This is a genomic window from Pyxidicoccus caerfyrddinensis (assembly GCF_010894405.1).
Lineage (GTDB): Bacteria > Myxococcota > Myxococcia > Myxococcales > Myxococcaceae > Myxococcus > Myxococcus caerfyrddinensis.
Window position 1 is genome coordinate 393,835 of sequence record NZ_JAAIYA010000006.1, and the last position, 14,766, is coordinate 408,600.

11 protein-coding genes and 1 riboswitch are annotated in these 14,766 nt (G+C 73.6%); of the genes, 8 read left to right on the forward strand and 3 right to left on the reverse strand.

The window, feature by feature from the left end:
- Positions 1-55: 55 nt before the first annotated feature.
- From G4D86_RS17000 to G4D86_RS17030, 7 genes are all read left to right on the forward strand, one after another.
- A complete protein-coding gene (locus G4D86_RS17000; protein WP_163994924.1) occupies positions 56-1,114 on the forward strand; it encodes a FecCD family ABC transporter permease in 1,059 nt (352 codons plus the stop codon).
- Positions 1,115-1,173: 59 nt separating this feature from the next.
- Positions 1,174-1,385: riboswitch (cobalamin riboswitch) on the forward strand.
- 144 nt (positions 1,386-1,529) lie between these two features.
- Positions 1,530-2,840, forward strand: a complete 1,311-nt coding sequence (locus tag G4D86_RS17005) for a hypothetical protein (RefSeq protein WP_163994926.1) — start codon at positions 1,530-1,532, stop codon at positions 2,838-2,840.
- Positions 2,837-3,574, forward strand: a complete 738-nt coding sequence (locus G4D86_RS17010) for a cell surface protein (protein WP_240360299.1) — start codon at positions 2,837-2,839, stop codon at positions 3,572-3,574. Before G4D86_RS17005 ends, G4D86_RS17010 begins: the two co-directional genes overlap by 4 nt.
- Positions 3,571-4,092, forward strand: a complete 522-nt coding sequence (locus tag G4D86_RS17015; protein ID WP_240360300.1) for a QcrA and Rieske domain-containing protein — start codon at positions 3,571-3,573, stop codon at positions 4,090-4,092. Before G4D86_RS17010 ends, G4D86_RS17015 begins: the two co-directional genes overlap by 4 nt.
- 155 nt (positions 4,093-4,247) lie before the next feature.
- Positions 4,248-5,936, forward strand: coding sequence for an FHA domain-containing protein (locus tag G4D86_RS17020; protein ID WP_163994928.1), 1,689 nt, complete (start codon positions 4,248-4,250; stop codon positions 5,934-5,936).
- 90 nt (positions 5,937-6,026) lie between these two features.
- Positions 6,027-9,731, forward strand: a complete 3,705-nt coding sequence (locus G4D86_RS17025) for a serine/threonine-protein kinase (protein ID WP_163994929.1) — start codon at positions 6,027-6,029, stop codon at positions 9,729-9,731.
- Between the two features lie 4 nt (positions 9,732-9,735).
- Entirely contained in the window at positions 9,736-10,518 is a 783-nt protein-coding gene (locus G4D86_RS17030; RefSeq protein ID WP_163994931.1) for an ABC transporter ATP-binding protein, read from the forward strand.
- A 6-nt stretch (positions 10,519-10,524) separates the two neighbouring features.
- On the opposite strand, the gene G4D86_RS17035 is transcribed toward G4D86_RS17030, so the two are convergent.
- A complete protein-coding gene (locus tag G4D86_RS17035; protein WP_163994933.1) occupies positions 10,525-11,019 on the reverse strand; it encodes a hypothetical protein in 495 nt (164 codons plus the stop codon).
- Between the two features lie 149 nt (positions 11,020-11,168).
- On the opposite strand from G4D86_RS17035, the gene G4D86_RS17040 reads away from it, so the two are divergent.
- Positions 11,169-13,487 (forward strand): fused MFS transporter/spermidine synthase family protein, encoded by a 2,319-nt coding sequence (locus tag G4D86_RS17040; protein WP_163994935.1) that lies wholly within the window; start codon positions 11,169-11,171, stop codon positions 13,485-13,487.
- Positions 13,488-13,489: 2 nt separating this feature from the next.
- Here the strand turns inward: G4D86_RS17040 and G4D86_RS17045 are convergent, their stop codons facing one another.
- Both G4D86_RS17045 and G4D86_RS17050 read right to left on the reverse strand, forming a co-directional pair.
- On the reverse strand, positions 13,490-14,254 hold the full coding sequence (locus G4D86_RS17045; RefSeq protein ID WP_163994936.1) for a YoaK family protein: 765 nt from the start codon (positions 14,252-14,254) through the stop codon (positions 13,490-13,492).
- Positions 14,255-14,366: 112 nt separating this feature from the next.
- Positions 14,367-14,711, reverse strand: a complete 345-nt coding sequence (locus tag G4D86_RS17050) for a histidine triad nucleotide-binding protein (RefSeq protein ID WP_163994938.1) — start codon at positions 14,709-14,711, stop codon at positions 14,367-14,369.
- Between the last annotated feature and the right edge of the window lie 55 nt (positions 14,712-14,766).

A 14,766-nucleotide genomic window follows, 5' to 3' on the forward strand; every position in this document is an offset into this window, starting at 1 on the left:
GTCGTGAAGGCCACTCGCGCCCCACTTCCGTCCGGAGCGGGGCAGGGTGCGCCTCATGAGCGATGCGCGCGCCTACGGCTTCCGGGCCTCGCGAGTCCTCGCGCTCTTCGGTGCCTTCCTCGCGCTGGCCTGCGTCGCCTTCGCCGTGGCCGTGCGCTTCGGCGAGCAGCCCATCTCGCTCACCGCCGCGCTGACGGACCCGACCTCCACCGACGCGGTCATCTTCTGGTCCCTGCGCCTGCCGCGCGCGCTGCTCGGCGCCATCGTGGGCGCGGGGCTCGCCGCCTCGGGCACCACGCTCCAGGGCCTGCTGCGCAACCCCCTGGCGGACCCGTTCGTGCTCGGTGTCTCCGGCGGCGCCGCGCTCGGCGCCACGGTGGCGCTCGCCGTGGGCCTGGCCACCGTGGGCGAGGTGGCTCCGGGGCTGGGCGGCGCGCTGTCCCGCCTGTCCGCCCCCGCGCTCTTCTCCTTCTTCGGCGCGGGCGCCTCCATCCTCTTCGTCCTCTCCGCCAGCCAGGGCCCCGCCGCCCGCGCGCCCTACGCCGCGCTCCTCACCGGCGTCGTCTTCAACGCCTTCGCCTCCGCCGCCATCACCCTCGTGAAGACGCTGTCCGACCCGGACCGGCTCGGCGAAATCCTCTACTGGCTCGCGGGCGCACTCGGCTACGAGCGCGGCGCCACGCTGGCCCTGTCCGCGCTCCTGCAGGCGGGCGTCATCGGCGTCATGTGGGCGCTGTCCGGGCGGCTCAACCTCCTGTCGCTCGGAGACGATGACGCGGCCACGCTCGGCGTGCCCGTGCGCGCCACCCGCCGCTGGCTGCTGCTGGCCTCCAGCGCCAGCGTGGCCGGCGCGGTGGCCCTCACCGGCCTCATCGGCTTCGTGGGGCTCATCGTCCCGCACCTGCTCCGGCTCGCCTTCGGTCCGGACCAGCGGCTCCTGGTGCCGCTGTCCGCGCTGGGGGGCGCCGCCTTCCTCATGCTCGCGGACCTGTTGGCGCGGCTGGCCTTCCCGCTCTTCGGCGCGGAGCCTCCCGTGGGCGTCGTCACCGCGCTCCTCGGAGGTCCGCTCTTCCTCGTCCTGCTGCGGCGCAGGGCCCGGCTGGGGCAGGTCTGAGGGTGTGACACCGGACGGGAGTGCCCTGTCCGAGCATTGACAACGCCCGCCACCCGCCGTACTTCCCGCCCGTCCTCGGTGCCGCCGTGATGCAACGGCGGCTCAAGGGAACCCGGTGTGAATCCGGGACTGCCCCGCAGCGGTGAGCAGGAACGAACGCCGTCGAGAAGCACTGGCCCTGAGGGGCTGGGAAGCGACGGCCATTAGGTGGGCGCCCGTGAGGGCTCCCGCGCCTGCGAGTCCGAAAACCTGCCTTGGACCCGTGCTCCATGCACGGACATCACCGAAGCCTCCGAGGGGAGGCGACGGAGGCCTCCGCTCCCGCGCGCCTTCGCGTCGGGGGCCGGCCTTCGTCCCCGCTCCTCGCACTTGAGGCTCAGCCCGCCCGTGGGGGCGGAGAGGAAGCAGGACGCCGATGAAGACCGCCGACCTGAAGCGCGCCGCACCCTGGACGATGCCCGCGGCGCTCGCCGTGGCCACGCTCGCCCTGGCCCTGACCGCCACCGGCTGCCGCCCCGAGTGCGTGGATGCCTACGACTGCCGCGCCGACAACGGCCAGCCCCCCGCGGGCGAGCGCTGGGTCTGCCGCGACGAGAAGTGCGACACCGCGCCCATCGACGAGGAGGTGCCCGAGACGGACGCCGGGACGGACGCGGGCACCCAGGTGGATGCCGGCACCGACGCCGGGACGGACGCGGGCACCGATGCCGGCACGGACCCGTGTGCCACGGCCACGTACGACGCGAAGCTGGGCACGCTGCAGCTCCAGACGGGCTTCCGGGTGGCCGAGGCCCCCGCGCTTCCGGCCGACGTGGAAGCCGTGACCTCCACGCCCGGGCCCACGTACTCGCTCTATGCGGTGCGCGGCACCACCGGCAAGGACTCCGCGCTGTACTCGCTGGGCACGTGGCCCGACCTCCAGCCCACCACCACGAAGCTCTACGATGTGGTCACCACCGCGGACCGCTCGGCCGCCGCCGACGTGTACTCCAGCGGCTTCCTCTCCCATGACGGCCAGCGGCTGTTCGCCGGGTACACCACGCAGGCGCAGGGTGCGCCGGGCTCCATCGTGGCCTACGACATCGCCACGCCCGGCGACTCGACGTACGTCTCCGCGCCGAAGAACTATACCGCCGCGGCCTTCTCCTCGGACGCCACCACCGCGCTGCTGGTCAATGGCGGCGGCGTGGGCTCGGCTTCGGGCGGCCTGGGCGTCTACGCCCTGGTGACCTCCGCGAAGCCCTTCACCGCGACGAAGGTGGCCACCCTGCCGGCGAATGCGGGCGCGAGCGGCTACACCGCCGTGGCGAACAACGGCATCACCGTGCTGGGCTATGCCGCGACTCCGGATTACGTGAACCAGGTCCACGCGGTGGCGCCGTCGAAGGTGGCGCAGGCCATCTCCTCGGGCACGCCGGTCGACCTGGGCGCGCAGCCGAAGTTCGACGTGGGCAGCAACTTCAGCGGCGTCACGGCCTTCGGTGACGGCGTGGCCCTCAACCGCGGCGACTTCAACTCGAGCTTCCAGTTCATCGCCACGGACGTGTCGCGCTACGCGCTCACCATCGGCATCAACGACGTCGCCATCAGCTCCGGCGTGCCGGTGCTCATCTACGCGGACCAGTGCACCTCCGTGAATCTGCTGTCGTCGCTCGGTCCTGACCTGTTGGTGGGTCTGAAGGACAAGAACGGCCGCCGCCTCGTGCGCATCCAGCAGGCGCCGTGAGCTCGCGCCGCTCCATGCCGTGGTGCCGGGGCGCGGTGCTCGCCGCGCTCCTGGCCCTCGCCGCCTGCGGTGGCGAGGACGGCCCCGCCACGCCGGACGCGGGCACCGGGACGGATGCCGGCACCGACGCGGGCTCCGACGCTGGAGTCCGCCCGTCGGACCCGTACGCCGACGAGGTGGTCGAGTACGTGCCCGGCGAAGGTGCCGGCTTCGGACAGGACCGCTTCCCCTCGGTGGTGCTCGGGCCGCCTGCTGGCGTGGGCCCGGACAACGGCTCGCTCGACGTGCTCTCGTTGGGGCGAGGGGGGCACATCACCCTGCGTTTCACCGACGTGGCCGTCATCGACGGGCCCGGCGTGGACCTGCTCGTCTTCGAGAACGCCTTCGCCACCCCTGGCGGAGGCTCCTACGCGGAGACGGGCTTGGTGGAGGTGAGTGACGACAACGTCACGTGGAAGGCCTTCCCCTGTGCCTTCCGGGACGCGGCCGCGCGCTACCCGGGCTGTGCCGGCGTCCACCCCGTGCAGGCCAACCCCGCCAACGGCGTCAGCGCCACGGACCCCGCCGTGGCGGGCGGTGACAGCTTCGACCTGGCCACCGTCGGCCTGGCCCGAGCCCGCTACGTGCGCATCACCGACAGCGGCGCCAACGGCTACGGCGACACGGCCGGAGGCTTCGACCTGGACGCCGTCGCCGTCGTGAATGGCGAGCCCCTTCAGGGGACCTCGCCGTGAGTCGCGCTCCGCCTCCTCCCCATCTCGAGGAGGTGGACCGCCGCTCCGCGCTGCGCACCCTGCTGCGCTGCACCTGTGCCCTGGCCGCCGCCGGGGCCGGGTGCGGCGGGGAGTGGCGCGAGGCGGTGGTGCTCGACGCTCCGGCACCGGATGCCGGAGCCTGCTCGGAGGCGCCCACGCCGGGCACCGCCGAGGAGGGCTGGGTGGAGGTGAAGCTCGACGACTTCCCCGCGCTCCGCGAGCCGGGTGGGGCCGCCGAGGTGCGCGTCCCCCAGGCGCTGCTGGACGTGGTGGTGGTGCACACCTCGCCCGGTTGCTACGCGGCGCTCTGGCGCATCTGCACCCACGGGGACTGCCCCGTCGGATGGAAGCCAGCGGAGGGGCTGCTGGAGTGCCCCTGCCATGGCTCGCGCTTCGGCCAGGACGGCCGGGTCCTCAACGGGCCTGCCACCCGCCCTCTCACCGCCTTCCCGGCCGTGAGGGTAGGGGAGGCCGTCTTCATCCACCGGCCCCGCTGACCCCCCGGCCCCCGGAGTCCCATCCCCAGGCCCCATACTGACAGTCATGACGCGGCGCGGAGTCCCTCGCCGGGAGTCCGGGTTCACCCCCACCTGGCCCGGTATTCACCTCCTTCTCTCAAGAGTCGGGAGAGTCGTGTAATGTCCGGCCTTCGATGTGGCAGATCATCATCAACGGGCCCGGCTACTTCGACACGTCCTACGATCTGCCCGAGGGCGTGACGAGCCTCGGCCGCGCGGACGAGAACGACATCGTCCTCGGCGGCGATCTCGTCTCGCGCCGTCACGCCCGGCTGTACGTCGAGGGTGACATGCTGCGCATCGAGGACCTGGGCAGCCGCAACGGCAGCCGGGTCAACGGCGCGCCGCTGCAGGGCTCGCGCACCCTCACCCCCGGCGACACGGTGGCCCTGGGCGAGAACACGCTCTCCGTCCGCCAGCCCAACACGGTGGAGAGCGCGGCCACGGAGATGGTGGACCTGGGCGCGGGCGGGGTGGTGCGCTTCGGCCACGGGCAGGACGTGGGCCCCGGCGTGCTCCTCGCGAAGAATGTGAAGGACGCGGACGTGCTGCGCCTGCTGGACAACGTGGGCTCCCTCCCCTTCGACGACACCTTCTCCACGGCCTCGCCGGTGCCGCCCACCGCCAGCCCGCGCGTGGGGCAGGAGACGCTGGTGCTGCTGTTCCGCACCGCGGAAGCGCTAGCCACCGCCACCACGCTGTCCACCTTCCTCGACAACACCATGGACCGGCTGCTGGAGCGCACCGGCGCCACCACCGCCGTGGTGCTGCTCAAGCACTCCTCGGGCGCCCTCGTCCCCGCGGCCGTGCGCCACCGGGGCAAGCTGGCCAAGGGCGAGGTGCCCGTGTCGGACGCCATCGTCGAGGAGGCCCTGCGCCAGGGCCGTGCGCTCGCGGTGGACGACGTGCGCGACGACCGCCGCTTCGCCGGCCGCGAGAGCGTCATGCTCTACGGCGTGGACCGGGTGCTGTGCATCCCCATCGGCTCCGAGCCGCCCTATGCCGGCGTCCTCTACGTCAACACCGCCGCCAAGGGCGACACCAGCGTGGAGGTGATGCTGGACGCGTGCACCGCGGTGTCGCACCTGGTCGCCACCGGCGTGCAGAAGTTCGGCCCGCGCGACGGCTCGCCCGCGTCGGAGCGGCTGAAGCGGACGCTGGAGCGCTACCACCCGCCGGACGTCGCCGAGCGCCGCGCCGCCGAGGCCCAGCGCCAGGGCGGCCGGCTCCCCGGCCTGGAGGAGCGCAGCGTCACCGTGTTGCATGTGGAACTGGTGAACTTCACCACCGTGGCCACGAAGCTGGGCGCGCAGCGGGCCACGCAGATGCTCAACGACTTCCACTCGCGCATGAGCGGCATCGTCTTCAGCTTCGATGCCACCGTGGAGGGCTTCCAGGGCGACTCCATGCGCGCCCTCTTCGGCGTGCCGTACGCCAAGGGCGAGGACTCGGTGAGGGCCGTGCGCGCCGCCCTCGCGGTGCGCGCCGACTGGGAGCGGGCCAACTTCCGCCGCGCCCAGGACGAGCGCTGCGAGCTGCGCATCGCCCTCCACACCACCCGCGCGCTGGTGGGGATGATCGGCAACGAGGTGCGCTCGGACTACACCCTGGTGGGGGAGGGGGTGGGAGTGGCCGGCTGGCTGGCTGCTACCGGCAGCCCCGGGCAGGTCCTGATTACCGGAAAGGTTTTGGCCTCCGTCGGGGCCCGCTTCGACGTGCAACCCCTGGGAGAGAGGCTGCTTCGCCCTCCCAAGGACAGGATGGCCGCCTTCGAGGTGATTGAAGAGGATGTAGGCCAGCTCACCAACCCCGGCCTGCGGTGAAAACCCCCCGCGTCCGGTTGACGGGTTGATGGAACGGGCCAGACCGGGGTTCAATGCCCTCCCCGCCCAAGTGGTGCCTCCCCACACCGCATGAACGCCTCGACCCAACCCGCCCGGCTGAGACCCTTCCGGCCCCAGCCCTTTGGCCGGTACACGCTCCTGTCGCACCTGGCGACAGGCGGCATGGGGGAAATCTATCTCGCGAGGCTGGAGGGCGCGCAGGGCTTCGAGAAGCTCTGCGTCATCAAGAAAATCCTCCCGCAGCTCGCGGCGGACCAGGAGTTCGTCGAGCGCTTCGTGGGCGAGGCGCGCACGCTGGTGCGGCTCAGCCACGGCTCCATCGCCCAGGTGCTGGACATGGGGCTGCACGAGGGCGAGGCCTACATGGCCCTCGAGCACGTGGACGGCAAGGATTTGCGCAAGGTGGGCGCGCGCGTGCGGGACAGGCAGGTGCCGCTGCCGCTCACGTTCATCCTCTACACCATGGGCCGGGTGCTGGACGCGCTCGCCTACGCGCACCGCAAGAAGGACGACGACGGGGAGGACCTGAAGCTCGTCCACCGGGACATCTCGCCGCAGAACATCCTCATCTCCTACGAGGGGGAGGTGAAGGTCATCGACTTCGGCCTGGCCAAGAGCCGGCTGTCGGCGGCGAAGACGAACCCGAGCATCATCCTGGGCAAGTTCCTCTACATGTCGCCGGAGCAGGCGCGGCACCAGCCGGTGGACCGCCGCAGCGACTTGTACGCGGTGGGGCTGTGCCTCTACGAGCTCATTTGCGGGAAGAACCCCTTCGACGGCGTGCACCCCGGCGAGCTGATGACGGTGGTGGCGCAGCCGAAGATTCCGCCGCTGGACGAGGTGGAGCCACTCACCCCGCGCGCGGTGACGGCGCTGGTGGCCAAGGCGCTGGCGGTGGAGCCGTCGCAGCGCTTCCAGACGGCGGAGGAGTTTCGCGGGCGGCTGCAGACCTGCCTGATGGAAATCGACGCGAGCGCGGGGCCGGAGAGCGTCAGCCGCTTCATGCGCGAGCTGTTCGCCGCGGACTTCCAGTCCGAGCGCCGGCTGCTGGCGACCCTCAAGGAGGTGCCGCGCGTGCCCCCCGGCGAGGCGTGGCCGGAGGAGGGCGGGCCGCCGCGCCCGGCGATGCAGGCCCTGCTGCCGCCGAAGACCATCCGCCTGGACGGGCCGGTGCAGCCGCTGTCCTTCCAGCCCACGCCGCGCAGCCGCGACGGCAGCGGCCCGGTGACGGACGGCGAGACGCGTCCCGGCGTCATGCTGGACGAGTCCACCCGGCCCGCCTTCCCGCTGGAGGCGCTGGAGGAAGAGGCCCGCGCCCGCGCCGCGCGCCAGCAACCGGCGGACGGAGCGGAGTCGGCGTCCTCGGTGGAGGTGCAGCCCGAGGCCTTCGTGCGCCAGGGCGCCGCCGAGCCCGTCCCCGCTCCCGTCGCCGTCCCCGTTGCCCGCCCGCCCTCGCTGACGCGCGAAGTCCCCATGGCGGTGCTGCCACCCGAGGCGCTTCCGCCCGTGCCCGCGCCGCGGCACGTGCCGCACGACCTCCGCCCCACCGAGCTGGCGCTGCCCAGCGTCGGCTCCCTCACGTCCCCGGAGATGCCCTGGGATGACGCGGCAGAGGCCCCCGCTGCCTCCGCCACCGCGGAGTCGACGGACCCTCGCGCCGAGCCGCTCTCCGCCGAGCCGCGCGCCTTCACGGTGCCACCGCCGCCGCCTCCGTCGCGCGCCGCGATGCCGCCCGTCGCCTCCGCGCTCCCCGCGGTGGGTGCGCCCGCCCAGGCCCCCCGCCCGCCGATGGTGCCTGCTCCGGCACAGGCGGCGGGACCGCGTCCGGGTACGCCGCCAGCCGCTGCTCCGGTGCCGTCTCCCATGGCGCCCGCGCAGGCTCCCCGCCCCGGTGCGCCCGCGGCCGTCGCCTCGGCGCCTCCTCCCCCGGGGGCGCCCGCCCGTCCGGCGATGGGCGCCACGCCTCCGCCGCCTCCTCCCGCGGCCTCCACCGAGCCGCCCCCGCGTCCGTCGGTGAGCGCCGGGCCTCCTCCGCCGCCTCCGTCCGTGGCGCCGATGCGTCCGGGCATGGCCGCCGCGCCGCCTGTGCCGCCGTCCCCGGCGCCCGTGGCGGCGCCCCAGCGCACGGGGGCGGTGATGATGCCCGCGGTGACGCTGGTGACCCCGGCTCCTCCGCCGCCGCGCACCGCGTCCCTCACGGCGATGCCCATGGTGGTGCCACCGCCCGCGGGCTCCACGCCGTCCAGGGGCTCGCCCTCCGTCGCTCCCAACGCCGAGCTGGACGTGGTTCCGGGCGTCGCCGAGGACGATGACGCCGGGCTCGCCGCGACCGGTGACGGCGAGGCGAGCGAGGGCGAGGCGGAGATGCCCGTCCTCACCCCCGAGGAGATGGGCCACGCCGAGGATGCGCCCCGGCCCGGCGACGGGGACACGCACCCGCGTATCTCCCGCCCCTCGCGCACCGAGCGGAACGAGGACACGCAGCCCCGCGTCACGCGCGACGCCGACACGGACCCGCGCGTCCAGCAGCAGCGCCACGACGACACGCAGCCCCGCGTGGTGCTGGACGAGGGACTCCTGCGCGACGTGGAGGGCGCTGACCCCGGGGCGGAGGAGAAGTCCGGGCCGAACCGTCCGCGCGCCTCCCCGCGCCGCGCGCGCGCCTCGTCCGTGTCGATTCCCGCCCAGGGCGCCGTCCGCCGCACGGGCTCGACTCCGGCCGTCCGCTCCGCGCCTGCGCCCGCCCCCGCGCCGTCGCGGGTGGACGATGAGGAGGACGACGACGTCCGCGTGTCCCTCACGTCGCACGAGGAGACGCGCCGCACGCCCTTTCCCGTCCGCCCGGGCTCCGAGCCCGACACCGCGCGCCACCCTGGCGAGAACACCCGCCGCACGTCGTTGCCCGAGCGTCCCGCGCGCAAGGGGACGGGGTTGCTGGCCGTGGGGCTGGTGGTCGTCCTGCTGGCCGGCGCCATCCTGACGCTCGCGCTCAGCCCCGCGCTCCGCGTGTCCATGGGGCTGGAGGCGTTGCCCGAGGACGGGCCTCCGTCTCCGAAGCCCGTGGTGCCGGCGCGCAAGGCGCCCGCGAGCAAGCCCTCCAGCGCCGTCACGGCCGAGGCCGGCGCCGAGGGAGCCGCGCAGGCTCCGGCGGAAGCCCCCGTCGTACTGGCCGCCGCCCCCGCCGAGACTGCTCGCGTCGAAGCGGCCGTCGGCGCGGAGACCGCTCCCGCCGAGGCGCCCGCCGCCGCGAAGGACGGTGCGCAGGCCGTCGAAGCCCCCGTCGCCGCGAAGGACGGTGCGCAGGCCGTTGAAGCTCCCGCCGCCGCGAAGCAGGCCGCCGAGGAGCCCGTTGCCGCGAAGCAGACGGCCGAGGCGCCTGGCACCGCGCCGACCCCGGCGGCGCCCACGGCCGTGGCGGCGGAGGACGCGGACTCGGACCTCCTCGCGCCGCTCCCGGCCCCGACGTCCCCGCCGAAGGACGCCGCGCAGGTGAAGAGGGCGCCGCCCCCGAAGAAGCCGGGGCGGCCCGTCATCATCCGGGGAGGAAGCAGCCGCGAGACCACGCTGCTGCAGCGCGAGTGGCGCGACACGAACGCGCTCTACAACCGGCTCAAGAACCAGTACTCGTGCCTCCAGCTGGGGCTCTGGTGCACGCGCTACACGAGCATCAAGAACGAGGTGGAGGCCGCCGGCGACGTCAACGACCCGGACACGCTGGCCAAGGTGCGGGACATGAAGCGCGACCTCAACTCCCGGCGCAAGAACCTGGAGTAGCTCCGTGACGTCGCTGCTCGTCACCCGGGGGCTGCAGGCGGGCTACGGCCCGCGCCCCGTGCTGCACGGCGTGGACTGCGAGGTGCGCCCCGGCGAGCTGTGGGCGGTGCTCGGGCCCAACGGCACGGGGAAGAGCACGCTGCTGCGCGCGGTGCTCGGGGTGGTGCCCTGGGTGCGCGGCGAGGTGCGGCTGCTCGGCCGGGAGCGTGCGGAGTGGGAGCCGCGCGCGCTGGCCCGCAAGGTGGCGTGGGTGCCGCAGACCTTCGAGCCGGCGGAGGGCTTCAGCGGGCTGGAGTTGGTGCTGATGGGCCGGGGCCCGCACCTGGGCCTGTGGGGCCTGCCCTCCGCGAAGGACGTGGCGCTGGCGCGCGCCGTGCTGGAGGAACTGGATGTCGCGTACCTCGCGGACCGGCCCGGTGAGGCGCTCTCCGGCGGTGAGCGGCGCATGTTGCTGCTGGCCCGGGGCCTGGTGCAGGCGCCGGAGCTGCTGCTGCTGGACGAGCCCACCGCCTTCCTCGACGTGGCCCACCAGGTGGGGACGCTCGCCCGGGTGCGCGCGCGCGTGGACGCGGGGCTGGGCGCGGTGGCGGTGCTCCACGACGTCAACCTCGCCGCCGCCTTCGCCACCCACGTGCTGCTGCTGCGCGACGGGAAGGTGCTCGCGCAGGGGCCGGCGGACACGGTGCTGGAGCGGGGCGCGCTGGAGTCCCTCTATGGGCTCCCCATGGAGACGGCGCTGGCCCCCTCGGGAGCGCGCCTCTTCGCGCCCCGCGCGCCCTCGCGCTGACGCACCCTACTTGCGGCCCTGCTGTCCGCCCTTGCCACCGCTCGCGGAGCCCGCCCCCTTCCCCGGCTTCGCCGCGCCTCCTTGCGAGGCCGTGCCACCTTCCTTGCCGGAGCCGCCCGTGGCCGTGTCACCCCCAGGAGGGCTGACCCGGTAGGCATCGGCCAGGTTGGTCCCAAGCCCGGCCACGACCATCCGGGGCAGGCCTCCCGCGGGCTCTCTCCGCCGTTTGAAATTGGGGGCCGCGGTGCCGCCACCCAGCGGCGTTCCCCGGGCAAGCTCCCCGGAGACGGACTCCTGGTCGTTCGTCGCTGGATGCTCGTTCGAGGCGCCGAGCGGCCGGGCAGCGTCCTGCTGCATCGGTTGGTTCTGCCGGTGCTGGGGCGTCTCCAAAGCGCGGCCCTCCCGGCCCTTCTCGTTCCCCTCGCCGCCCCTGCACCCGGCCGCCGCGAGCGCACCGCCCGCGAGCAGCCCCACCACCCATCGTCTCGCGCCTTGCTTCATGTCGTCGCTCCCCTGGCTTTCGACAAAGCTAGGGACGCGAAACGGCGGCTCCGGGCACGGAGTCCACCGGGGGGCCGGCGGTCCGCCCGGCCCACCGGGAAGTCGCGGCTTTGACAAGCGTCGGAGGGCGGGAAACCCTGGGGGTCCCCATGCTCCGCTACGCCCTGGCCATCTTCACCAGCGCCTTCCTGCTGTTCGGCGTGCAGCCGCTCGCCGGGCGCTATGCGCTGCCGTGGTACGGCGGCACGCCCGGCGTGTGGACGGCGTGCATGCTCTTCTTCCAGGCCGCGCTGCTGGGCGGGTACGCGTACGCGCACGGACTGGCGTCACGGCTGGCTCCGCGCACACAGGCGCGGGTGCACCTGGGACTGCTCGCGGTGGCGGTGGCGGTGCTGGGCGCGCGGGCCTTGTGGGAGGGCTCACCGGTGGCACCGGGGCCCGGGTGGCGCCCGACGGAGACGGACCTTCCGGTGCTGCGCCTGGTGGTGATGCTGGCGGCCACCATCGGCCTGCCCTTCTTCGTGCTGAGCACCACCGGGCCGTTGCTGCAGTCGTGGTTCGCCCGCGCGCGGCCGGGCCGCTCGCCCTATCCGCTGTATGCGCTGTCCAACGTGGGCTCGCTGCTGGCGCTGCTCGGCTATCCCTTCCTGGTGGAGCCGTGGGTGGGGCGCGGCGCGCAGGCGTGGGGCTGGGGCGCGGGCTTCGTCGTCTTCGCGGTGGCGTGCGCGGTGTGCGCAGTGGACGTGCTGCGCCGCGCGGACGCGCAAGTGGGCCCGGAAGGTGCCAGCCCCGCACCGGCGGAAGCACCCGCCAGGAGTGACGAGGGCGGGGCACTGTCCGCTCATCCGACTGCCGCGTCCGGAAACGCCCCTGTCGACCCGGAGTCCGCGAGCAGCCCCGGAGGTACGAGCGACGAGGAGTCCCGCCCCGGTGTCCGCCGCACGCTGACGTGGCTGGGGCTGAGCGCGTGCGCGTCGGTGCTGCTGCTCGCGACGACGAACCAGCTCTCCCAGGATGTGGCCGCCGGCCCCTTCCTCTGGGTGATGCCGCTGGCCCTCTACCTCATCACCTTCATCCTCGCCTTCGCGCGCGAGTCCTTCTACTCGCGCACGCTCTGCACGGTGCTGCTCATCGGCTCGGGGGCGGGCGTCGCGCACGTGCAGACGGCCGGGCCGCACGCCCCGCTCTCGGTGCAGCTCGCCTCGTATGCGACGGCCCTCTTCGCCGGCTGCATGGTGTGCCACGGCGAGCTGTACCGGCTGCGGCCCGCGCCGAGGCACCTGAGCGCCTTCTACCTGTGGGTCTCCGCGGGCGGGGTGCTCGGCGGTCTCTTCGTCAGCGTGGTGGCCCCGGCCATCTTCCGCGCCTACTGGGAGTACCCGCTGTCGCTCGTCGCCTGCTTCCTCCTGGCGCTCGCGGGCATGGCGAGCCAGCCTCCGGCGGAGACGCGGAGCCTGCGCATGCGGCGCATGTTGCGCGGCGCCATGTTGCTCATCGTCGCGGGCAACCTCGTCTACACCGTGGCCCGCGAGCTGGGCCGCGCGCGCTTCAGCGCGCGCAACTTCTTCGGCGTGGTGCGGGTGATGGAGCAGAACCGGGACGATGCGGAAACGCACTTCTACAGCCTGCGCCACGGCTCCATCACCCACGGCTGGCAGTTCGTCGCCCCCGAGCGCCGCTCCGTGCCCACCACCTACTTCACGCGCGAGTCCGGCCTGGGGCTCGCCATCGCCGAGCAGCGCCGGCTGCGCGAGGCGGTGGGCCTGCCCCCGGGCCTGCGCGTCGGCATGCTGGGGCTGGGCGTGGGCACGAGCGCGGCGCTCCTCGAGGCGGGGGACGTCATGCGCTTCTACGAAATCAACCCGGTGGTCATCTCACTGGCGCAGGGCGAGGGCGGCTTCTTCTCCTACCTGAGCGACACCCCCGGGAAGGTGGAGATGGTGGAGGGCGACGCGCGCATCTCCCTGGAGCGCGAGCTGGAGCGCGGCGAGCCCCAGCGCTTCGACGTGCTCTCGCTGGACACCTTCTCCTCGGACTCCGTCCCGGTGCACCTGCTCACCCAGGAGGCGGTGGCGCTCTATGTCCGGCACCTCGCGCCGCACGGCGTGCTCGCGATGCACATCAGCAACGTGCACCTGGACCTGCTGCCCCTGACGCTGGCGCACGCGAAGGCGCTGGGCCTGCGGGCCACCTTCGTGTTCCACGAGACGACGGGCCCCGCGCTGCGCAGCAACTGGATGCTGCTGAGCCCGGACCGGGAGTTCTCCTGGGGCCCCACCTTCGTCCAGGCCGATGCGCGGGTGCGCCGCCTGGGCCTGCGCGGCGAGCCGGACTTCACGTGGACGGACGAGCAGAGCAGCGTGCTGCACGTGCTTCGCAAGCCGGGCCCCGCTCCAAGCGTCATGGACGTGGAGGCGTCCTCTGGAACGACGCCCCCGGCTTCCGTATCCCAGCCCGAGCCGGAGTGACGTCAGGCGCGAGGCGCGGGCTGCGGACTCGCGGCGGCGCTCAAGTCCAGCACCACCAGCAACAGCAGCACCGCGCATGGCAGCGCCAGGGTGGCCGGGCCGTACTGGAGGAAGAGCATCGGCCCGCTGGTGCAGCCGAAGAGGAAGGCGGCCCCCAGGCCCAGGTGCAGCCGGGTGCGCTCGAACTGGATGGCGGAGGGCAGCTCACGCACCTGGCGCAAGAGCCCCCGCGCGCCGTGGCCTCGCGCGCCCTCGCGCACCCACGTCACCATCTGCACCAGCTGGATGCCGATGTCGGTGATGACGCCCGTCATGTGCGTGGTGCGCACCACCGCGCCGGACACGCGGGTGACGAGCGCGTTCTGCAACCCCATGGCGAAGGCCAGGCCCCACATGAGGGTGGGCTCGCGCGTGCCGGGCACGGACGAAAGCCAGAGGCCGATGCCGCCCAGCAGGCACACCTCGAGCAGCAGCGGCGCCGCGTGACGGCCGCGCGCACGGTGGCGCGAGGCCTCCAGCAGCGCCGTGGCGGCCACCGCCCCCAGCAGGAAGGACAGCAGCAGTTGCCCGGCCAGCTGCACCCCGTGCCAGTTGCCTGTGGCGAGCGACTCGCCCAGCGTGGCCACGTTCCCGGACATGTGCGACGTGTGCATGCCGAGCGCCACGAAGCCCGTGGCATTCACCGTGCCCGCCACGCCCGCGAGCAGCACGGAGAGCAGCGTGTACGCGCGGCGGTTGCTTGGCGGTGACTGGGGACTGAAGGGCATGCGGCGGAAAGAACCCTGAAGGCTTTCGAACGCTAACACGCGGCCCCAGGCTCCGTGGGGCGCGCCGCGCCCGGCTGCCCGGCGGGGCAGGAGCCCGGCCGGGCGAGAGCGCTCAGCCCGGCGGCCACATGAGAGGCCGGCCCGCCAGCAGGTGCAGGTGGATGTGGAACACCGTCTGCCCCGCGTCGCGCTGGGTGTTCATCACCACCCGGTAGCCGTTGTCGGCGTGGCCGCGCTCACGGGCCACCTTGGCGGCGGCGGTGAGCAGGTGGCCCACCGTCTCACGGTCTTCCAGGGTGATGTCGTTCACCGTGGGGATGTGCTTCAGCGGGACGAACAGCACGTGCGTGGGCGCCTGGGGATTGATGTCCTCGAAGGCCAGGCACACCTCGTCGCGGTAGACGACCCGGGCGGGGATGAGGCCGTCTCGGATTTTGCAGAAGAGGCAGTCGGACATGACTCGCGGCTTAGCAACGCGCGGGCCTGGGGGGAATGGCCTCGACGGGCTTCCG

Bases quoted from the DNA above. Each gene is read 5' to 3' on its own strand.
- G4D86_RS17000 (WP_163994924.1), top strand. From the start codon at position 56: ATGAGCGATGCGCGCGCCTACGGCTTCCGGGCCTCGCGAGTCCTCGCG.
- G4D86_RS17005 (WP_163994926.1), top strand. From the start codon at position 1,530: ATGAAGACCGCCGACCTGAAGCGCGCCGCACCCTGGACGATGCCCGCG.
- G4D86_RS17020 (WP_163994928.1), top strand. From the start codon at position 4,248: ATGTGGCAGATCATCATCAACGGGCCCGGCTACTTCGACACGTCCTAC.
- G4D86_RS17025 (WP_163994929.1), top strand. From the start codon at position 6,027: ATGAACGCCTCGACCCAACCCGCCCGGCTGAGACCCTTCCGGCCCCAG.
- G4D86_RS17035 (WP_163994933.1), bottom strand. From the start codon at position 11,019: ATGAAGCAAGGCGCGAGACGATGGGTGGTGGGGCTGCTCGCGGGCGGT.
- G4D86_RS17040 (WP_163994935.1), top strand. From the start codon at position 11,169: ATGCTCCGCTACGCCCTGGCCATCTTCACCAGCGCCTTCCTGCTGTTC.
- G4D86_RS17045 (WP_163994936.1), bottom strand. From the start codon at position 14,254: ATGCCCTTCAGTCCCCAGTCACCGCCAAGCAACCGCCGCGCGTACACG.
- G4D86_RS17050 (WP_163994938.1), bottom strand. From the start codon at position 14,711: ATGTCCGACTGCCTCTTCTGCAAAATCCGAGACGGCCTCATCCCCGCC.